Origin of the sequence: Rothia sp. HMSC071C12 (assembly GCF_001813895.1) — a bacterium.
In the GTDB taxonomy this organism is placed as follows: domain Bacteria; phylum Actinomycetota; class Actinomycetes; order Actinomycetales; family Micrococcaceae; genus Rothia; species Rothia mucilaginosa.
In genome coordinates this window covers 1-20,354 of the sequence record NZ_KV814343.1, presented here as the reverse complement: position 1 = coordinate 20,354, position 20,354 = coordinate 1, and the positions used below count along the sequence as shown (strand labels likewise).

15 protein-coding genes are annotated in these 20,354 nt (G+C 56.6%); 10 read left to right on the top strand and 5 right to left on the bottom strand.

Translation table 11 applies throughout. From position 1 onward, the window contains the following. Positions 1-1,270: 1,270 nt before the first annotated feature. From HMPREF2942_RS00115 to HMPREF2942_RS00095, 5 genes are read right to left on the bottom strand one after another with little or no spacing between them, the layout of a single operon-like run. On the bottom strand, positions 1,271-2,167 hold the full coding sequence (locus tag HMPREF2942_RS00115; protein ID WP_070687829.1) for a hypothetical protein: 897 nt from the start codon (positions 2,165-2,167) through the stop codon (positions 1,271-1,273). Further along, positions 2,164-3,108: a type II secretion system F family protein gene (locus HMPREF2942_RS00110; RefSeq protein WP_070687825.1), complete on the bottom strand. Its 945-nt coding sequence runs from the start codon at positions 3,106-3,108 to the stop codon at positions 2,164-2,166. The genes HMPREF2942_RS00115 and HMPREF2942_RS00110 overlap by 4 nt, the downstream gene beginning before the upstream one ends. A 15-nt stretch (positions 3,109-3,123) precedes the next feature. Next, positions 3,124-4,806: a TadA family conjugal transfer-associated ATPase gene (locus tag HMPREF2942_RS00105; protein WP_070687822.1), complete on the bottom strand. Its 1,683-nt coding sequence runs from the start codon at positions 4,804-4,806 to the stop codon at positions 3,124-3,126. 54 nt (positions 4,807-4,860) lie between these two features. Next, positions 4,861-5,700 carry a hypothetical protein gene (locus tag HMPREF2942_RS00100; protein WP_070687819.1) on the bottom strand — a complete coding sequence of 280 codons (840 nt, stop codon included), beginning with the start codon at positions 5,698-5,700 and terminating at the stop codon, positions 4,861-4,863. A gap of 3 nt (positions 5,701-5,703) precedes the next feature. After that, positions 5,704-6,381 carry an SAF domain-containing protein gene (locus HMPREF2942_RS00095; protein WP_070687818.1) on the bottom strand — a complete coding sequence of 226 codons (678 nt, stop codon included), beginning with the start codon at positions 6,379-6,381 and terminating at the stop codon, positions 5,704-5,706. Between the two features lie 157 nt (positions 6,382-6,538). Between HMPREF2942_RS00095 and HMPREF2942_RS00090 the strand changes: the two genes are divergently transcribed. The 10 genes from HMPREF2942_RS00090 to HMPREF2942_RS00045 all read left to right on the top strand — a co-directional run. After that, on the top strand, positions 6,539-7,525 hold the full coding sequence (locus tag HMPREF2942_RS00090; protein WP_168165836.1) for a ParA family protein: 987 nt from the start codon (positions 6,539-6,541) through the stop codon (positions 7,523-7,525). Positions 7,526-7,544: 19 nt separating this feature from the next. After that, positions 7,545-8,297, top strand: a complete 753-nt coding sequence (locus HMPREF2942_RS00085; protein WP_070687816.1) for a hypothetical protein — start codon at positions 7,545-7,547, stop codon at positions 8,295-8,297. Positions 8,298-8,445: 148 nt separating this feature from the next. Continuing rightward, entirely contained in the window at positions 8,446-8,655 is a 210-nt protein-coding gene (locus HMPREF2942_RS00080) for a hypothetical protein (RefSeq protein WP_070687814.1), read from the top strand. A 19-nt stretch (positions 8,656-8,674) separates the two neighbouring features. Then, positions 8,675-9,073, top strand: a complete 399-nt coding sequence (locus tag HMPREF2942_RS00075; RefSeq protein WP_070687811.1) for a TadE/TadG family type IV pilus assembly protein — start codon at positions 8,675-8,677, stop codon at positions 9,071-9,073. A 59-nt stretch (positions 9,074-9,132) separates the two neighbouring features. Beyond that, the gene (locus tag HMPREF2942_RS00070) at positions 9,133-13,050 is read left to right on the top strand and encodes a hypothetical protein (RefSeq protein ID WP_070687808.1); all 3,918 of its coding nucleotides are present in this window, start codon (positions 9,133-9,135) and stop codon (positions 13,048-13,050) included. Between the two features lie 21 nt (positions 13,051-13,071). Next, complete coding sequence (locus tag HMPREF2942_RS00065; RefSeq protein WP_070687805.1) at positions 13,072-13,692, top strand: prepilin peptidase; 621 nt, start codon at positions 13,072-13,074, stop codon at positions 13,690-13,692. Positions 13,693-13,909: 217 nt separating this feature from the next. After that, positions 13,910-15,649, top strand: coding sequence for a hypothetical protein (locus HMPREF2942_RS00060; RefSeq protein WP_070687799.1), 1,740 nt, complete (start codon positions 13,910-13,912; stop codon positions 15,647-15,649). A gap of 102 nt (positions 15,650-15,751) precedes the next feature. Beyond that, positions 15,752-17,851, top strand: coding sequence for a hypothetical protein (locus HMPREF2942_RS00055; RefSeq protein WP_070687796.1), 2,100 nt, complete (start codon positions 15,752-15,754; stop codon positions 17,849-17,851). Positions 17,852-18,235: 384 nt separating this feature from the next. Further along, complete coding sequence (locus tag HMPREF2942_RS00050; RefSeq protein WP_070687793.1) at positions 18,236-19,861, top strand: type I restriction-modification system subunit M; 1,626 nt, start codon at positions 18,236-18,238, stop codon at positions 19,859-19,861. A gap of 2 nt (positions 19,862-19,863) precedes the next feature. Next, positions 19,864-20,354, top strand: a 491-nt coding sequence (locus HMPREF2942_RS00045) for a restriction endonuclease subunit S (protein WP_141755573.1), incomplete at its 3' end; no start/stop codon positions are given.

The following is a 20,354-nucleotide window of genomic DNA, read 5'->3' as shown; positions in this document are numbered from 1 at the left end:
AGCGGTAAAAGCCTCAAGCCCGGTACTAGAGTAGTAGCTCTAGCACCGGGTGCAAGGCACCCGATACATTCATAATACACGAAGTAACAACCAATGAAGAAGATGATCTACCCCCTCATCCTGTTCATCATTTTCCTAACCTACGCCCTTTAGGTACTACACCAACCACCACAACAGCGAAGACTAACCCACCAGATACCCAACAGCACCCTGCTGCAGCACCACCACATCGGGGGCGCTCGCATACAAGTGCGAGCGCGCCATCATCTAGCCCGGTGCGTCGCGGGGGGGGTGAGGCGAAGGTTTATTCTTTGGGTGCTGCCGGTGGTGTCTTTGGGGTATGCCTGATTCGCTGTAGTCAGAGGTGATGCCCCCAGGGCCTATGTGGGTTCCGTGTGCCGTACTTGGCTGCTAGGGGGTGGGTGAAGATGTCCTGGCGGTGAGTAGTAGGATCACTCTAGCTACCATCTATCTCATCACTAGAAGGAGCAAGCTCAGGCGCATTATCTGCCGTGTTTGCCTTCTCGTAGTGGTCGTTACGGGTGTGGATCGTAGCAGTTTTTGAGTCCTCACCTATCAGAATGACCGGTGGGACATCTTGGCTAGAACTTCGGTGGTAGGCTCTCAGTTTAAGGACGATGAAAGTGTACCGGCGAGGTACACTACAGGACTTTTTGGCTGAAAGAGGTGGAATCATGGCTAAGGTAGCGCATGGTAAAAACGGCACCAGAGGATCGGTGCCCAGCAGTTCAAAAGAGTTGTTGAAGCGGTGCAAGAGAATCGGGTTTCCCATTACTCGGGGAGGCTCTGGGCATCCGCGTATCTGGATTTCGGGAGAGGCCTATCGTGGTAGGAGTGTTACGGTTCCGGCAACGAGTTCTGATTATCGGTCGATGCTCAATAGCATCATGTTTATTCGTGCTCAGACCGGTATAGATTTACGTACTGTCTAAGGTGGCTACGTAACGGCCATGCGCGGAATACGCGGTAAGGCAGGGGTGAAGGTGGCCAGATGATCTTCTGTGCCGGTAGGGTGAGGGGCAGAGAAGAGAAAGTAGAAGGGCCACACTATCCACTATGGATAGTGTGGCCCTTCTGCTGGCCTATGCGGTGCCTCTTCTGACGCTTGAGACACACCATGCTTGTGGGTAAGCTGTCTGAATCCGTCCTGTTGCCAGCAAGGGAACTTACCTATCAAGCTATCGCATAGGCCGCACCCCTGCCGGAAGCAGGGGAGGTGTGAGGTGCTGCCGGACCCCGATAGTGGGGTTTAGAGGGGGGTGGTCAACGACATGATGATGGGGAATAGCAGCATCACGATAGCTACCAGTGCCACCAGGGGGAAGAACAAGCTCAAACGTTCTGTTGCGGCGTTTGCCTTCTCGTGCTGGTCGTTGAGGATACGGCCGTTGATGAGCTCAGCATGGTTACGCAACGCCTCATAAATCTGGGTGTCGTTTTCGCCAGCCTGCTTCAGGATTGAAGCCAGCTCGGAAAGTTCCTTGACCTGAAGCTCCTTACCGAGATCGTAGAGAGCGTCCCAGGGTTGTTTGCCCTGATGGTGCGCGATGGTCATGCGGTTTTTGATTCTGGTGAATACCCAGGTGTTTGATACTTCTGCTGCGCTTGCGGCGGCGGTGGAGGTGTTTGCTCCTTGTGCTCGACGCATGGCGACGCCTTCTAGGTAGGTGGCGATAGCGCGGGAGAATTCTTCACGGGCGTTCTTTGCGTGTGAATCAATGCTGCTGTTGTAGAGCATCCACCCGCACAGGGCGCCGATGAAGATCATCATTAGAGGTAGGGAGATGGATTGGCCGCTCATTGCGCTGAGCATCACCATGCCTACCGGTATGAGGGCGCCGATGAGTGCCCAGTTGAACCGCTGGTACCAGTATGAGATTTCGGAAATGGCCAGAATGTTCAGGTTCTGGGTATCGACGGTGAAGAGCTTGGCGAAGTACTTGGTTTCGGGTAGGTGTTCCATCACCCAGGAGCCGATACGTTCTTCGCTGCTGAGCTTCTGGGTACGCTTCTGCAGCGTCTTAGCGTCAGCGCTGAGGTTCGTCATAGCGGACTTGACGCTCATCTGACGTGGCAGAAGCGGCGAGAGCAGCAACGTGAGGCCCACACCAGCGATGACGCCTGAGATGATGATCAGCGGCATCATCGGCCCTCACCTCCTACGGTGGCAGTAGCCGGGTTCTTCTGGGACAGGTTTTTGGCCCCGTGAGGGGACGGGGTGTGTGCTGGGTGGGTTGAGGTCACGTGACCGAGGATGCGGGGGACAGGGCGGGGTGCCACCGAACGGCGGATGATCACCATGACGCCGATGAGGGCGGCAAAGAGGGCCAAGAAGACAATCTGACCGGCAGCAGTGCGGTAGATGGGAGTCTGCGGAGCCATGAGCAGAACAGCAGAGAAAATGATGATGTTGAGCATCAGCACTGTTTGACGTGCTGAGCCCTGAGTCGCATTCACCTTACGGCGCACCTCAATCTCATTGCGGGTTTGCTGCGTGATGTTCGCCAGAGCCGTCGACAGGCCATCACCGCGCTCCCTGGCAGCAATCTTGAGCAAGAAGATGACACGGTCAATGGTCGGGTCCGCCAAATCCTGCGCAAAAGCATCCAGCGACTTACCCGTAGGCCAAGAAGCGTTCAGACGCGCAATCAACCGACGCAGAGGCACCTTCAAGTTCTCACCAGCGGCCGTATAGGAGGACTTGATAGCACTTTCCAGGTGCGCACCACCCTTAATACGACCGGCAAGGATACCTAGCCACGCCACAATCTCATCAAGCTTCTGCACACCGGTATCCTTAGGCAACAGTAGCTTGGGGACCATAATAATGAGCACCGGAACAATGACCAAAGCCAACATCCACCGCGTCAGCACCCAGTAAGCAACCGTGGCCGCTACCGCAAGCAACAGCGCCCTCTGATTCATCGCCCCAATCCGCCCCTGGGCATGAGAAATCATCTGATCCAGGCGGGTCGGCGCCGTAACGGGCTTCCACTGACCATGTCGAGACACAAAGCGGGCATAGACCATCAGCGTCACGCCGATGCACACCACCGCTACCGTCACCGGCAACATCATGGGGTTCATATCGTATGCTCCTGCCTATGCGGTGGGAGAATCCCAGCCAGCATCCTTCAAATCTTGTAGCATCTTCGGGCTCGAGGGCACTTCATCAAACGACGCGTCATGATGACCGCTCTTGAGCGAGAAAATATTATGAGTGGTCGCCTGACGGGTACCTTCAGCCGGTAGAACCTCACAGATATGGGTCACCACACGACGCGGCTTACCGGTCTCCGGGTCCTTCACCTTCTTCATCTGCACGATAAAGTCCAGGTTCTCAGCCACCTGACCAGACACATACTCACGCGTCAAACCCTTCTCCAAAGCCAGACCCACCAGACGGTCAATAGCCTGATCCGGTTCATGAGCGTGCAGGGTACAGAACGTACCACCGTTAATCTGCATCGCTTCAATCAGCGCAATAATTTCACTACCGCGCACCTCACCGACCATGATGTTCGCCGAGTTCAAACGCAGAGCCTTCTCCACACACTGCTCCAGGCTATATTCGCCGATACGGCGGCCTGAGGCATCACGTTCACTACTGCCGGGGTGGTACTGCAAATCAATCACCGGCAGCACACGGTGCGGCTGCTGATTCAGATGAAGCTCACGTTCCTTCTCAATGGTCACCACCTGCACCCACGGATCAATACAGGAAGCCAACGCACGCATCAGCGTCGTCTTACCATCACCAGGCTCACCAGCAATCACAATCGACTTACGCGCCATAATAGCGGCAGTAAGGAACCTGCGCATCGGAGCAGTCAACGTACCCAACTGCTCCAGCTGCTCCAACGTAATGTTCACATACCGGTGAATACGCATCACCAACGAAGGACGCGACGCCACCGGCGGCGCAATCGCCGCCAAACGAACATAGCTAATCAAATCCATATCCAAATCAGGATTCGTCGTAGAGAACGGACGAGAAGCATCACCCTGATTCGAGGCAATATTCTGAATCATCTGCATCAGCTCAGCATCCGTAGCAGCAATCGGCTCAGCACGCTCCGTACGACCATCAGAGAACTTCAAAAACACCTGATCACACCCGGCAACATGGATATTCTCCACCTCAGGCATATCAATCAGCGCCTGAAAACGACCCAAACGATACAGCAGATCATAGACCTGCTGCTGAACCCTCTGCACATAAGCATTCGTCCAACGATCACGGTCACCATCAACATCCACCAGCGCAGTAATGTAGGCGTTCAAAGCCTGAGCAATCATAGAACGGGTCTTAGCCTGCTGCTCCTGAACACTCAGTTCACTCATCTGCTCCTCTTCAAGAGACAGACGGTTTGAGACCTGCTCCTGAATCGTCTCAACATCACTCCACATCTGCAGCAGGTGCGCAGGGATGACCGGTTCATCTGAGGATGACGGCGGCACCACCGCAGCAGTAGCTGATGCGCTCGCACTTGCGGTGGTTGCGGTGGCCGGTGAGTTGACGGTAACAGTAGGGGTAATGGTGCTGGTAGCAGAAGGGGTGGGGGTTGCGGTGACCGGGGTGACCGGAACCATTGGGGGAGTAGGGCCAAGTGGGTCAAAACCGTACGGGGCTACTTCCACCGTGACCGAGCCGGAAGCAGAGGGGGTGCTCGTTGCGGTGGTGGGGGCGTTGTCGGTGGCCTGTTCAGTGCTCTGCTGGAGGCGTTGGCGCAGCAGGGGAGAATTCATGATGCTCATCAGCGGAGAATTCTGAGGTGCACTCATCGGCGGGTATCTCTTTCGTCAATTGCGCTCATGGTGAGCGAAGGAAGTGGGTATTTATCGGGAGGCGATGTTCAGGTTTTCGGCCTCAAGGTTCAGACGGGTCTGAAGTTTGGCGCTATAGGAAGAAATTGCCTTGTGGTAGATGCTGAGCTTCTTATCCAGCTTCTTGGCGGAGGTGGGGATGTCGGCGCCATGGCTGAAGATTGAGGCGGCATCGGGGCTGTAGGGCAGTACGGTGAGAACTGGAGCTGAGGGAATCAAGGGAGCCAATTCGTTGGCCGGGAAGTTCACGGCAGGGCTTTGATGGAAGACAGAGCACAGCCCGTCAGGGTGGCCCTGTTGTTCTAGCATCTGGTGGATTCGGCTCACGTTCTCTTGGGCTGCCCATGCGTCAATAAACGTTGCTGAAAGGTGGGTGACTGCTAGGTCAGCGCCGGTAATGAGGATCATGCGGTCCAGTTCACGGGTGGTAATACGGCCCATGTCGAAGAACACGTCATAGCCGGTGGCCTTCTCGAAAGAGCGGGCTGCAATGAGCAGATTGTTCCAGAAACTCTTATGGCCGGTTGCTGCGCGAGGGGAGGGGAAGGCAGGCAAAAGGTGCTTGCGGTACCGCTGATCTTGAGCAAACCGGGCAGGGTCCTGTGCCAGGGGGATGAGCTGGTCAAAGAACGTTTTTGAGTTCATGCCGAAGGTGTCGAAGTCTTTAGCCAGCTCGGTCATGTTGCGGTCGTAGACGACGTTGCCTCGCATGAACCCAGCCATCACTGCAGACGGGGAGGCCGTATCAGCTTCGACCAGCACCACAGGGCGCGGCCACTGAAGAGCTAGAGCGACGGTTGACATTGTGACGCCGGGGGCGCCGTGGGTCGAGAAATGCGCAATGATTGCCATGACTTACTGTGCTCCCTCAATTAGCACGGCAACCTTCTTCTGCACAACGGCATCCATGAAAGCGGACTTCTTGGAGGTGCCTTCAGGGACCACGACGTCAATCTTTGTATCCCCGTTGACCGTGGTGACCGTATCGACGGTGCCGGTGACGGCAGCTTCTACGTTGGCAGAATCCTTGTTGGCGCCGGTGTTGGTCGGAATGAGGATGACGCGGTCACCGGCCTTGAGCGGGCGGACCGGGATGTTGGAGGAGGGTAGCTGAAGACCAACAATCTCCTGACCCTGCTCGGCACTGGGCAGGTTGGGGGCGGCGTTGCTGCTCAGAAGCACCTGTCCGGAAGAGATGTCCTTGGTAGCCTTCTTACCCACCAATTCAGAGCGCTTCTTGTAGGGTACGGCCTGAGCCGGAGGGTTCAGAACGTTCATGGTGCCCAGCTGTGATTCTTCAATGACTGCGCCGCGAGGGATGTCCTGGGTGACGGTCACGATCTGTTCCGGGGCGTTATTGGTTGCCAGTGCGTAGGAGCCGACGATACCTACAGCGGTGAGCGTTGCGCCAAGAACCATGATTCGGCGAGTCTTCGCTTTGGTCTGGATGGGGGAGAGGTATTCGTATTGTTCGGTGGATTCGTCGGTGGGGGTGATGAGTCGGTCTTTTTTGCCAAAGGGTGAAAGCGCCATGGCGTCTCCTTGTGGGGGTGTGGTTGGTGTTCTCTATGTTGCAGAATAGCATAGCTGACAACATATTTCTTATAACATTGCACATGTTCAAGTTTATGTGTACCTTTATGGTATGGAGCCAATTTCCCGCACGGGAAGCCACACCCAAGGAGATAGCATGACCGCCCCTGAACCTCGTTTGCGTCGTCGCACTAGTAACAAGAAGCTGCATCGTGGATATGCCCACGGTCTGCGCCGTGTTTATACCATCAGCAACGGTAAGGGCGGCACGGGTAAGACCAGTTTGACCGCCAATATTGGTGCTATCGCAGCTGAAGCTGGGTACCGCATCCTCCTGGTAGACCTTGACCCGCAGGCTAACCTTGCCGAAGATCTCGGCTATGGAGAGCACGCCGATGGCGGCGAGGCACTAGCCGAGGCCCTGCACAAGCGTACCGCCCTGCCGGTCATCAAGAACGTGCGTAAGAACCTGGACGTTGTCCCTGGTGGCATGAGGATCACCAACGTTGTTCAGGTCATTGCGCTTAACTCCACGACGTACTCTGAACCGACGCTACATGACATTTTCTGCTACTGCCTGGAGCAGATCGCTGGAGATTATGACCTGATCCTCATCGATACCCCTCCCAGCGAAGGCATTTTGGTCGAAAGCGCTTTCGCCTCCTCAACTGGTGTGCTCATCCCGACCAAGCCGGATGCTTCATCAGTAATGGGTGTGGATATTACTGCTGACCGTTTTGAAGCTATTAAGCCGCTGAACCCGACGCTGACGCTGGTGGGCGCGGTACTGTTTGGTACCGGTGCACGTTCAACGAAGATCGACGCGCAGGCTCGTGCTGATCTGGCCGAAATTTTCGGCCGCGATGATGTGGTCTTCGAGCACAAAATCCGCACTGCTGAAGGTGCAGCAGTTGACGCCCGTCGTGAAGGTAAGGTCATGCACGAGATGAGCGATGACGTGCGTGAATCCACGCTGGCGCGTCTGAAGCAGCTAGGCCGTAAGGGCAAGGTTGAAGAAGAGAGCACTGAGCCGCTACCGCATTTCCACGCGTCGAATATTGATGGTGTGGTCGATGACTACCAGCAGGTGACGTTTGAGTTCTTCCAGCGCGTGATTGCCCTGGAAAAGTACCTGAGCGAATAGAGCAAGGAGAACAGAGCAGATGACAACCACGCCGAACAAGCGAACCCGCGTGTTTAACTTGCCTACTCTCTCTGCTGCTCAGACGCAGGATATCCCTGCCGTTGAGCCAGCTGTGAATGAGCCGGTGAACGTTTCGGAGCAGGGCCCGGTCATTGATGTTAAAACCAGACTTCAGGGATTGCCTGAACGAGAGGACCGCGCCGCAGCCCAGATCCCTCCGTCACCGCCGCTGGCCGCCTATGACGGGTCGGTGAGCAAGGGACGCGGAAAGTCCCGTAATAAGAAGTACAACCTGTCCATCGATAAGGATTTGATCCCTCGTATCCGCTGGGCGGTTCAGCAGGAAACCGGGTTTGTCTATAAGCAGGGTTACCTCTATTTGAAGGCTGTGGATGAAGTATCCATGGACGAAATCGGGTACTACTTGGACGCGTATCGCCGCAACCTGAGCACGGTTCCGCAGATGCCTGAGGTCCAGGTTCGTCTAGGTACGTTGCATACTGTACCGACCGCCCCTAGCTTTACCCCGGAGCAGATGGCTGTGGTGCAAGATCGCGCTGACAGGCTTGGTATTTCGCGTAGCCGTTATTTTGCAACAGCGTTGAGGATTTATCTTGACCGCCATCAGATGCGTCCGCCCTCGCAGGAACTTCTGGCTGAAAATCTTCAGCAGTACATTGCCAGCATGGGCCTTGAGGTCCCGGCTGAGGACATTAAACGCCTGGTCAAAAAGGCGCGTGTCATAGATGTATCTGCTACTAAGGATTCTTAGGGTTCTTCGTTGGAGCCTTAGAATATTGAAAATGTGCCCTACTTCATGACGCTTTTGCCGCTGTGGCAGGTGCCTTCATAAAGATATGAAGGCTGTGGCGTTGAGAGCACATCACACCACACCGATAACTGAAAGGAAAAATCAGCTCATGACTGCGCTGTACACCAACCTCTGCCTCTACATTTCAGGCGCTTACGACAAGATGAATGCTCGACTGGACGCCAAGCGTGAGTCCGGCATGGAAACCATCGAAATTCTGATTTGGGCCATCGCCATCCTGGCCATCATCGCCCTGGTCTACAGTGCACTCAACACCTTCGTAGGTGGCCTGCTGCCCAAGCTGACTCTGCCGTTCTAAACCATAGAAGACAGCAGATATGAAACGACGGGTTCGCCTAGCACGCGATGGTGGCCTCTCAGAAACTGGGTCCTACACCATTGAGATGCTCATCTACATTCCCATCGTGATGTTACTGCTTGCCGCAATAGCCCAGTTGGGTGTTTTCTTTACCGCTAACGCTGAGGCTCAAAACGCTGCTGATTCGGGCTATTACGCGGCCCGTGTCATTGGCGGAACCTCAGAAGACGGGGTAGAACAAGCCCAGCATCGCCTCAACGTGACCTCTGCTTTGAAGGACGCACGTGTTGAGGTTCAGCGGGATAGGGACCAGACGACGGTCACTGTGACCGGAACAGCATCAGCTGCTCCGCCGTTCCTTCCTGCTATGACGATTACCCGCCAAGCGCAGGGCCCTTCCGAAGAGGCCCTGCGCTAAAGGCGCATTCACCACCGACCATACCGACCACACGCAAAACAACAAAGGGGTTTTATTCCGTGAAAACTCAGATTCTCAGGGTCTTCTCCCTGATAGCCGTGCTCTTCATCATCCTTGGAATCCCGGCGCTGTTGATCACTGTCTCCGGCAACCCCTTTGCGTCGTTGGATATGGTCGGTGGTGTCATCGCCTCCGTTGATGGGGCGTTGGCTTTCCTCCTTCACGTCTTTATCCCAATCATCGCCTGGGTCGGATGGGCGTCGCTGGTCATCCCCCTGGTGGTTGAAGCGGTCGTTCAGGTGCGCCGTGGCGATTCGGTGAAACTGCCGAGCGTACTGCGTATGCAGCAGAACGTTGCCGCCGTGCTAATCGGCATGATCTTGGCCTCTACCGCAGGTATCTCTACCGCTACTGCTGTTGAGTCCGGTGGCTCTGCCGGTGTGCCGCCTACCCCGACCCAGACTGTCTCTGCTCCTGCCACGGTGCAGGCTGATTATGGTGCCCCTTCGGCTGCGGAGAAGGTACAGGCCTCTCAGAAGGGCCCGTCCTACATGGTCAACGGTAACCAGACGCTGTGGGATATCGCTGAAACCACGCTCGGCGATGGTAGCCGTTACGTCGAGATTTTCGCCCTGAACCAGGGTGTTGTGCAGAAGGACGGGGCAGCATTGCTGTCCTCGGACCAGTGGCTGCACGACGGATGGGTGCTGACCTTGCCGCAGGACGCTAAGGTCCCGCAGCCGGTTGCAGGCACCGGCACCGTGACGATTAAGCCCGGTGACACTCTCTCCGAAATCGCCCTTGAAAACTACGGCGACATGGAAGCCTACCACTACATTGCAGGCGCAGCCTCTACGACCACCCAGCCTGATGGCACCACCATCCAGGATGCTGATCTGATTCAGCCGGGTTGGGAATTCACCATGCCCGGTACCCCGGCTGCTGCCTCCACCCCGGCCGCTCATAATGGCGCGGGTTCTTCTGGCGCGCCTGCATCCTCTGCCGCTTCTTCAGCAGCTGCAGGCTCTTCTGCCGCTGCTGCTCAGGCACCGTCTGCTCAGGCGTCTTCTGCTGCCGCCTCCGCATCGGCTACCCCGGCTGCTTCTGCGGCCTCCGCTGCTGCTGGTGCTTCCACCGCAGCATCTACTGCACCTTCTGCCGCGTCCTCTGCCGCTGTTTCCGCCGATGAAGCTGCCGCAAGCATCGGCTCCTCCAGCGCACACGGAGCCCCCAAGGCACAGCACACCACCGCACCTACCTCCGCAACCCCGGCAGCACCTTCTGCCGCCTCCGCTACTGCGTCCACCGCAGCAACGGCACAGAACCCTGCTACCGGCTCCACTGCCCCCACCCAGCAGGAGAACAACGCCGCCATCCCCGGCGGCACCATCGCCAACGACACCACCAACAAGACCGCCACCACCAACAAGACCGACACCACTGAACAGGCAAACGAAACCGACAAGAACAACACCGGCGCGCAGACCCACAACGTCGAAACCGCCGGCAGCACCCACAACACCGCCACCACCGAAGACGAAGAAAACAACTACAACCTGCCCCTCACCGGCGGAGCCCTCCTAGCAGCAGGCCTTCTCGCAACCTTCGCAGCCCGCCGCTGGCACCAGCGCCGCCGCCGCACCCGAGGCCAAAGCCGCCCCATCAGCACCGAAGCCGCCACCACCCTCACCCACCTCGAAGCAGAAGCCGCCACCGCACCCCTAGCCGCCCTCGACCACGGCCTACGCCTGCTAGCCCTCCACTGCCACAACAACGCAACCCCCGTCCCCGTCCTGAAGTACCTCACCCTCAACACCACCGAGGCCAACCTCTACTTCGAACAAGACACCAACCTGCCCGCACCCTTCCAGAGCACCAGCGACGCCAACCTATGGACCCTACCTCTAACCTCCATGGAGATCGAAGAACCGCTGGATCTACCCGCACCCTACCCTGCCCTGATCACCATCGGCGATGACCGCGAAGGCGCAGCCCTAATGCTCAACCTCGAACACGCAGGCTCCCTCCAACTACACGACCCCCTACAGGAGAAGACCGCCACCAACACCATCAGCCAGATGCTCGGCTCCATCGCAGCCGAACTACTACTCAACCCCTGGGCAGAAGGCCTACACCTGAGCCTGCTCGGCGTCGACGACTCCTTCCTCACCGCACTATCTGCTGACCGAGTCACCACCTACACCACCGAGCAGACCGAAGCCTGCCTCAACGACCTCACCGCCGAAGCAAACCAGCTCAAGAACTACCTGAACACTGCAGGATACACCTCCGTCCACGAAGCACGCATGGCAGGAGCCGACTCCTTCCCCGCCCACATCGTCATCGTCTCCGACACCATCGACGACATGGCACGCTTCGACCTGCTCGAACTGGTACGCACCATGCCCAACGTCGCTATCGCCATCATCTCCCACAACGACACCGACGAAGACACCAGCCGCTACGGCCTCAATATCGTCCGCACCCCCCACGGCAACCTCTCAGACACCATGGTTGAGCTGTCCCCGATGGGAATCGTTGTCGTGCCGCGTTACCTGACCGAAGAGGAAGAAGAGGCCATTTTGACGCTGCTTGCTGAGGCCTCTGCGGACCCGACCCCGGCACCGGCAGAAGTCCTGCACTTTCCCGCACCTGCTACCGTTGTTGCCGATTCTGCTATCGAGAAGCAGATGATTGAAGCTCAGGGTTTTGACGCTCAGAGCTTTGACGTTTCGACGCCCGCCCCGGAACACACCACCGAAGCAGCAGAGGCTGCAGCACCTGCAGACACCACCGAAGCAGTGGAGGCTACGGACACCCAGCCCGTCACCGACACCACCGAACCGGAACAGGCCCCCAGCTACGGAATCGATACCGCCTACGGCATTGATACCGCCTACGGGATCGACACTGCCTACGGTATCGACACCGCAACCCCCTACGGCATCGACACCGCCTACGGAATCGACACTGCCGCACCCACCCACGAGCTGGAAGAAACCACCCCCGAAACGGCTACACCCGAAACGGCTGTATCCGAGGAACCCGTATCCGAAACGACCGTGCCCCAGGCGCTCGCACCTGCCAGCTACGAAGACGGAATGACCCCTGAAGAGCTACGCGCCGACACCCTGCAGGTCTTCGCCCACCTCTTCGGCGACACCGGCGTTTACGATGCTTTGGTCAAGGACGGCAACAACCTCACCCACGATGCCAAAACCAATCTGGAGCACCCCTTCCTGGCGATGCTGGGCCCGGTACGTTTGCTCAACGCCAACGGCCCGGTACCTCGCACCAAGGGAACGAATGAGCCTTCTACGGTGCTGATGGACCGCTACGCCTCCGTCGCCGCATACCTGCATCTGCACCCTGGAATGACCACCGAAAGCTACCACAACGCATTCTGGCCTGGAGAGCACCACAGCTCCACCAAGGCCGTCTCACGTCGTAACCAGCTCACCGGTAAAGTCCGCCAGTGGCTTGGCTCCAGCAAGGACCACCAGCAGTACCTGCCGCGTGCAGTATCAGGCCAGTACACCCTCTCTGAACTGATCAACTCCGACTGGAACCTGTTCCAGGCACTCACCGGCGAGGACCTGTCCGAGCAGCCCACCTCATACCTGCTAGCTGCTTTCAGCCTGGTCCGTGGCGTCCCTCTGAGCGGCAAGAGCACGCACTATGCGTGGGCTGAAAACGACCGCGAATACATGCGTGACCGCATCATCGACGTCGCCTACGAACTGCTCGATCGTGCCCGCACGGCACAAGACCACCGCCTGATCCTTCAGGTTGCCCGCGCCGCCCGCATGATCGACAGCACCCAAGACGCCTTCTGGACGGCAGAAATCCACGAGGAAATCCTGACCAACAACGCCCAGAAAGCAGAAGAGCTCAAGACCCAGTTCCTGGAATACCTTGACTGCTGGGATGCAGAACCGACCGAGGAAGCAGCCAAGGTTTTGAACCTGGCCGCCTAACCCCGAAAGAAGAAACATTAGATGACTGTGACCAGCAGCCACGGCACCACCCCCGGCACCCCGCCCATCGCCAAGGGCGTGCTCTACCGTGCCGGATCCATCAGCTTCACCGTCTCCCTCATCCTGGGAGTCACCGGACTATGGCAACAGGTGATGCCGTGGCTGCTGATCCTCACCATCTTCTACTACGCGTATCCCCTCATGTCCTGGGACATGCGGCACAAGCTACTGCCGAACGCCTACACCTACCCGCTGGCGGTTGCACAGGCAGGCTTGGCCACCGGACTGTTGGCCACCGACCCGATCCGCAACCTCACCGGTGAACCATCACAGGGCGCTACCACCCACGGCGCCACCATGCTCATCACCACCGGCATCATCACCGGCATCCTCTTCATCATCGCCCTCTTCGCACCCCTAGGCCTAGGCGACGTGAAACTTCTAGCAGGACTAACCGCCGCAACCGCCTACTACGGATTTGAAGCTGCTTTCATCTCCTTATTCCTCGGGCACATCCTCGCCCTACCCGTAGCGTTCATTGCCCACCGTAGGGGAGAAAAAACCATCCCCATGGGCCCCTTCCTCATCACCGCAGCCCTCCTGGTGCTACTCTTCATGCCATTACGCACACTCTTCTTCTAACTTCATCTCAACCCGTTTCAACGCCCCCAAAGAACCCCTTGGCTCTTAGGGGGCATAACACTACCCCAAAACACCCCCCAAAGATGTCCCTCAGGGACACCCCCACAAAAAAATCACCACCCCGTGAGGTTTCCACCCCACCCCCTGGTGCCTTCATAACAGTAGATACCTGCCACCAGGCATAAGAGACCAACCACTACCCCAAGGAAACCCCACCATGTGCGACTGGAAACCCGGCCCCCGCTGCTTCACCCACTACGAACCCATCTACGACGCCGCGAAGGAAAAGTACTTTGAGCTTCTCGAAGAAGCAGATAAGAAAGCCGCAGACGGCACCCTCACCGACGAAGACCGTCTCAAGCTCCAAATAGCCTTCCAAAACTACCAGGCCGCTCAGCGCATGTTCTACATGTCCCCCAAAGCCCGCAAAAAGCACTTGGGAGACGAAATCGTCAAAGCTCGCGCAGCTTTCGAAGAAGCCCAAAAGTACAGCGACGAACACCCCAACGACAAATACGCCGAAACCTGCCTCGCCAACGCCACCGCAAACCTCAACCAGCTTGAGAAACAAGCCGTAGACGGAAACCACCGCTGGCAGCAGGCAAAACTCGCCTCCGAACTTGCCGCCCGCCGCAACGAAAACGCCCTCGAACGAGGCATCTTCAGCGAAGCCACCTACACCGAAGAAGACCTCGAAGACATCGACCTGAACACCTGGGACCGCGCCTGCCCCGACGGCACCATCACCCTGCACGGATTTGACGACAAACTCAAAAAATCCTCCGACCCCAAAATCTACCGCGAAGCAACCATCACCCGAAAAGTACGTATTGAGCTACCCACCGGCGAACGCGTCCACGTCGACCTACAAGCACGCATCATCCAAAAAAAGAAGAACTCCTCCAGCTACACCGTCGAATACACCGTCCACTACAAGGGACAAAACCTCGGCACCCTCATCCCCAACTCAACCGCACACGACGGCTACTACGGCGTCGGCGCGGTCGCTGAACACCGCCCGGTAACCCGCGACACCGCCGATACCGCACGAGACGGCGGCCGTCTCCGCAAGACTGACTGGGAGCACTACCAGGAAGTCAACGAACTCACCGACGAAGAACTCGCCGAACACAAAGCAACCTACGAAGCCAACGTCGAAGCAATCGCCGAACACAACAACCAAAACGACGAAGGAATGTACACAACCGGCACCTCCTTCAACAGACTCATCAACACCACCCACAAAGGACAAAAACACAACAACTTCACCCGCCAACTCGTCCAAGACAGCAACGCCCACACCAGCTTCAACAGCATCTCTGGCGCCAAAAATGACATCAAAAAAGTTCTGACCAACCAGGACGCTCTCATCACCAACCTAGTCATGAACGCCCGCACCCAATCCGTCAACAACTACGCCGAGCAGCAATTCGGAGCAAGCAAGAAAGCAGACCGTGAAAAAGTAGAGCGCGAAGCAAAAGCAAACCTCGAAAAACTAGACGAACGCCTCCAACCCAAAACCCGCCGCGAAAAGCGCTCCTTCGGCGGCGGCATGGACCGCGCCGAACGCAACATCGCACGCGTCGAACGCAAAATGGCACAAATCAACATAGGAAAAGCAGCCGCAACCCGACGAGAAAAAACCCTCAACGCATCCAACAACCACCTGACCAAACTCCAACAACAAACCGGCAACCTCACCTACAGCACCCGCGTAGACCCCACCCGACGCCCCACCACCAAAGGAAACTACACCTATACAGCAACCCACACCCTCAAGGGAGGCCGAAAAGAAAGCATTACCATCGAATTCAAGAAAAACGGCAAACTCGCCAAAGGCTACACCAAAGAACCCTCAAACATCCCCAACATGGTCGCCATCAAAAACCCCCAAAATCAGACCATCCACCTCAGCCCCGGCCAGTACGCCACCATGACCAACACCGACAAGAAATAACAATTTAGCAAAGGGACAAACACGCAAAAACTACACCCCACCACCCCCAAACCCCTACAGTAGAACCACAACAAAACCCCACTACAGAAAGGAACCACCACCATGGCACGCAGCCCCCAATCCGAAGCCAACTACAAGGCCTACCAGAAGAAGTACCACGCAGAACGCAACGCCCGCGCTCGCTATGCGTATGAAACTCTGGAGAAGGAAAACCGCGTCGTCGTCAACGGCAAGGACCTCTCCGCCGAACTTATGCACACCCGCGCCCCCGGTGTTACCGGTGAAACCCCCTGGGAGAAGGACCTGAGCATCCATCCTCTCAAGTGGCGCCGCCAGGGCATGCCCAAGGACCTCCCAATCACCGTCATGAACGCTTTCGGTGACGAGGCACCCGGCCGCTCCTTCACCGACCCGCGCATGCTCTTCGACGCATCCCTCTTCGACAACATGACCGATGAGGAAATCGCCTACTTCAACGACGAGAAGCACTGGGTCGTTCCTGGTCCTGAGAAACGAGACCGCATCACCCTCGACACCGAACTCGAAAACGAACCCGGCGTCTACGGCTACCTCGTACACACCAACCGAGGCCGCAAAGAAGTCAACAACCCACCTGCAGGCCGCCCCACCTATAAGCGCAAGGACGGCAAGGTCCTCGTCTGGGATGACCCCCGCCTGGACGCACCCTACTGGCAAGAATGCGGCGACTACATGTTCACCTACTTGAACGAACAAGAAGCCCGTGAAGCCTTCAAGCAGCAGAAGCTGCACCTGTACGACCTCAACCAGGAAGTACGCCTGTACCGCTTGACCAAGCCCATCAATCTCGGTGAGGCACGTGCATGGCTGAACTGCGACCACCCGCTGCGTGAAAAGGAACACGGCGCCATCACCCTGGATGCCTTTGGTACCGGCCAGTACGACAACCCTGGTGCACTCCGTCTGCCGCAGCAGCCTGCCCCGGATGAGGATGAGCAGGACCGCATCGCTGAAGAAGCATACTGGAATAGCCTCACTCCTGAAGAGCAGCAGAAGATCCTGCATGATCAGGACTACTACGAAAAGCTGGAGGAAGAACGCTGGCAGATTAATCAGAAGCGTTGCGAAGCTCTTGAACGTTTCTGGAAGGAACGCTACAACATCGATGACTACGTTAACCAGCATTTGCAGTGGGCACTAGAAGAAGCGGCTGAGGATCCGGATGATGTTTCTGCTGTCCACTACGCCAAAATCCTCAGCGAACAAGTTCCGGTTATGCCCCTTGATGAAAAGCTCCTTTTCATCAAGGAAGATATGTACCCGACTGCACCATCAGCCTGCGAAGAGGTCCTGCGTAAGCTCAATATCGTCACTCCCTATGAGACGCTGACTCATCTGGTGGACGTCATGCCTTTGAACCAGGAAACGATTGAGCATGCCGTCAAGGTTCACAAGATGCTATTGAAGAAAGGCACCGAGACCAAGAAGCTGGGCTTCCGCCGCAAGGGCGGCCAGTACCATCTGAACGAGGAGCAGGAGAAGTACGTGCGTGCTGGCCTGGTAGACCGCTTTACCCGTCAGGGTGAACGTGCTTCAGCTGAGCTACTCATGTACGTCTATCACAACGAGTGGTACCGTTGCCTGGATGCAGGCCAGATTGGAGAAATCAACGGCTTCTCCTGGGAGACCATCAACATGGATGACTACCTTGCTGGTCATTTGCTGACCTATGGTGATGACCTGCCCTACGGTGCGTTTGCTCCGAAGCATGACCGTATTGAGTTCCTGGCTGATCTGCTCACGCGCGGTGAGATTGACGTGCCGACCTTCTGGAAGCGTGTTGAGGCCTCCTCATACGTACGCGGCTTGGAACAGTTCGGCCCTGATGGTGAGGAACCCTTCATCATTACGAAGAAGAACTGGCGTCAGTGCGTTAAGTGCTGGGATGAAGGCCGCCCGGAGGGCTACGTGCAGGACCCTGTACTAGATTTGTCATCGTTCCCGGAATCTTTGGGTGGGGGTAGCTTCGAGACGTACGAAGATCGTCTCTGCAGCTGGCGTACTAAGGATTGGGAAGCCTGGATTGACTCGCTGCCTGATGACTGGTGGGTTGTAAATAGTGATGCGGTTGCGGTGGCATCGTACCAGGTTGAGGACCCTACGTTGGTTCCGGAGATGGTGGATTATTACGTCAAGAACGGCCCGCAGGTTTACAGCTACTAGTACCGCATCATGAACAGCAAAGGGCGGTGACCCCAATCTAGGGGCCACCACCCTTTGTATCTGAGGAAAACCATCACACACAGCAACAACGAAAATTATTGCTTCTGCAGGGTGTTGGTCGTACCGCTGTTCTTCTAACCGCAGACAAGTACCGGGGAGAGTGAACGACCATTTGGAACAGGGCATGTGGAGCAAACCCCTATACTGAAAGAGTTCATGCCGCCGGGTACGAAACGGCTTGTGGAAGCTGGGAACGCTCCCACCGAGTAAGGCATCTAAACCCGTGATGGCACACATGTACAACAGGGTCCCGTATGGGGTCCCGAACTATTGATGTTTCTTCGCCTGGAGAGACGATAACTACTTGAGAGGTTAACCGCCCCCATGACGACGCAGTCTACGGATTCTTCCGCTACTACTGACGAGCACCGTAACCGCAACGCTGAGCGTGCGCAGCTGCACTCTACGATTTGGCGTATCGCTAATGATTTGCGCGGCTCGGTAGACGGCTGGGACTTTAAGCAGTACGTGCTGGGCATGCTCTTCTATCGTTATCTCTCGGAGAGCCAGGCACGTTTTATCGATAAAAATTTTGTGATGGAGGAGCCCTTCGCTCAGACCTCCGATGAACCGTTCACCTATGAGGTGAAGAAGATAATTGTTGATGAGCGTGGCTTCTTCCTACTGCCCTCACAGCTGTTCTCAAATGTGCACGCGAAGGCTCGCCAGGACCAGAACCTGAACGAGACCCTGGCGAACGTATTCAAGGCGTTTGAAGAGTCGGCACGCGACACCGAGTCTGAGGGCAACGTGAAGGGCCTTTTCGATGACTTTGTACTGGACTCAAACAAGCTGGGCGTCAGCCCGGCAGCTCGTCACGAGAACCTGCTCAAGCTCATGGACGCTGTAGCAGATATGAACCTGGGTAAGGACTACGAGGACAGCGAGAACGATGCCTTCGGTGACGCCTACGAGTACCTGATGGGCATGTACGCGGCGAATGCGGGTAAGAGCGGCGGCGAGTACTACACTCCGCAGGAGGTTTCGGAGCTTCTGGCGAAGATTGCCATGGACGGCCGCGACGCTGAGAAGATTCGTACCGTGTATGACCCTGCATGTGGTTCAGGTTCGCTGCTGTTGAAGTTTAAGCGTGAGCTGGGTAAGAACTCGAAGGGCCTGTGTTTTGTCGGCCAGGAGATTAACCTGACCACCTACAACCTGTGCCGCATGAATATGATGCTGCACGGTGTGCCGGTGGATGATTTCAGTATTGCGCACGGTGATACTCTGATTGATCCGAAGCACCGTAACGGCAAAAACCCTAAGTTTGTAGAGCCCTTTGGCGCAATTGTGTCTAACCCTCCGTATTCGACGAAGTGGAAGGGTGATGATGACCCGACCCTGATTCACGATGAGCGTTACGCTCCTGCATCCGTGCTGGCACCGAAGTCGAAGGCTGACCTAGCGTTCACGATGCATATGCTCAAATCCCTCGACGAGGCAGGTACGGCCGCTATCGTTGAGTTCCCCGGTGTGCTGTACCGTGGCGGTGCGGAACGTAAGATTCGTGAGTACCTGCTGATAGAGAACAGGGTGGACGCTGTAATTCAGCTGCCTGCCAACCTGTTCTACGGCACCAGCATCGCAACCTGCATTCTGGTACTGAAGAAGGGCCGCCGCAAGGACCATTCGGTGCTATTCGTAGACGCTTCGCAGCTCTTCGATAAGGGTAAGAACCAGAACATTCTGGGCCAGTCACACCGTGAGAAGATCCTGGAAGTGCTGGCAACTCGTGAGGAGCGTGAGCATTTCTCAGCGCTGATTCCGGTGGAGAAGCTGCTGGAGCAGGAGGCGAACCTGGCGGTGTCGAGCTGGGTTGAGCCGGAGGATACGCGTGAGCGCGTGGACATTGTCGAGTTGAATTCTCGTATTGAGGGTATTGTGGCTCGTCAGGCTCAGTTGCGCGTGGAGATTGACGCTATTGTGGCGCGCCTGGAAGGCGGCGAGTAATCGTGGCGGACGCGACGAATTATATTGACCGCCTGGTGGCTGAACTCTGCCCGGATGGGGTGGATTTCTACCCCATTGAGGAGCTATTCACTACCCGTAACGGCTATACCCCGTCTAAGTCCAATAGCAGCTATTGGGAGAACGGAACTGTTCCCTGGTTCCGCATGGAAGACATCCGTGAAAATGGCGGAGTCCTATCAGAAGCCATGCAGTCCGTTCATGAAAGTGCTTTGAAAAAGGGTGGCATGTTCCCCACTGGTTCAATCATCGTGGCAACTTCTGCAACGATTGGTGAGCATGCGCTAATCAACGTAGATTTTCTGTGCAATCAGAGGTTCACTGTTCTGACCCCTAAGGAAGAGTTCAAGAGCCTTCTGTTGCCTAAATTCCTCTACTACTATTCGTTTGTTCTGGATCGTTGGTGCCTTTCGAATACTACGCAATCTAGCTTTGCCAGCGTGGATATGAAGCGTTTCAAGAAGTTTGAGTTTCC

Excerpts from the sequence above, each read along its gene's own strand:
- HMPREF2942_RS00065 (WP_070687805.1), top strand. The coding sequence starts at position 13,072 with ATGACTGTGACCAGCAGCCACGGCACCACCCCCGGCACCCCGCCCATC.
- HMPREF2942_RS00095 (WP_070687818.1), bottom strand. The coding sequence starts at position 6,381 with ATGGCGCTTTCACCCTTTGGCAAAAAAGACCGACTCATCACCCCCACC.
- HMPREF2942_RS00075 (WP_070687811.1), top strand. The coding sequence starts at position 8,675 with ATGAAACGACGGGTTCGCCTAGCACGCGATGGTGGCCTCTCAGAAACT.
- HMPREF2942_RS00080 (WP_070687814.1), top strand. The coding sequence starts at position 8,446 with ATGACTGCGCTGTACACCAACCTCTGCCTCTACATTTCAGGCGCTTAC.
- HMPREF2942_RS00085 (WP_070687816.1), top strand. The coding sequence starts at position 7,545 with ATGACAACCACGCCGAACAAGCGAACCCGCGTGTTTAACTTGCCTACT.
- HMPREF2942_RS00110 (WP_070687825.1), bottom strand. The coding sequence starts at position 3,108 with ATGAACCCCATGATGTTGCCGGTGACGGTAGCGGTGGTGTGCATCGGC.
- HMPREF2942_RS00115 (WP_070687829.1), bottom strand. The coding sequence starts at position 2,167 with ATGATGCCGCTGATCATCATCTCAGGCGTCATCGCTGGTGTGGGCCTC.
- HMPREF2942_RS00100 (WP_070687819.1), bottom strand. The coding sequence starts at position 5,700 with ATGGCAATCATTGCGCATTTCTCGACCCACGGCGCCCCCGGCGTCACA.
- HMPREF2942_RS00055 (WP_070687796.1), top strand. The coding sequence starts at position 15,752 with ATGGCACGCAGCCCCCAATCCGAAGCCAACTACAAGGCCTACCAGAAG.
- HMPREF2942_RS00090 (WP_168165836.1), top strand. The coding sequence starts at position 6,539 with ATGACCGCCCCTGAACCTCGTTTGCGTCGTCGCACTAGTAACAAGAAG.
- HMPREF2942_RS00105 (WP_070687822.1), bottom strand. The coding sequence starts at position 4,806 with ATGAGTGCACCTCAGAATTCTCCGCTGATGAGCATCATGAATTCTCCC.
- HMPREF2942_RS00060 (WP_070687799.1), top strand. The coding sequence starts at position 13,910 with ATGTGCGACTGGAAACCCGGCCCCCGCTGCTTCACCCACTACGAACCC.
- HMPREF2942_RS00050 (WP_070687793.1), top strand. The coding sequence starts at position 18,236 with ATGACGACGCAGTCTACGGATTCTTCCGCTACTACTGACGAGCACCGT.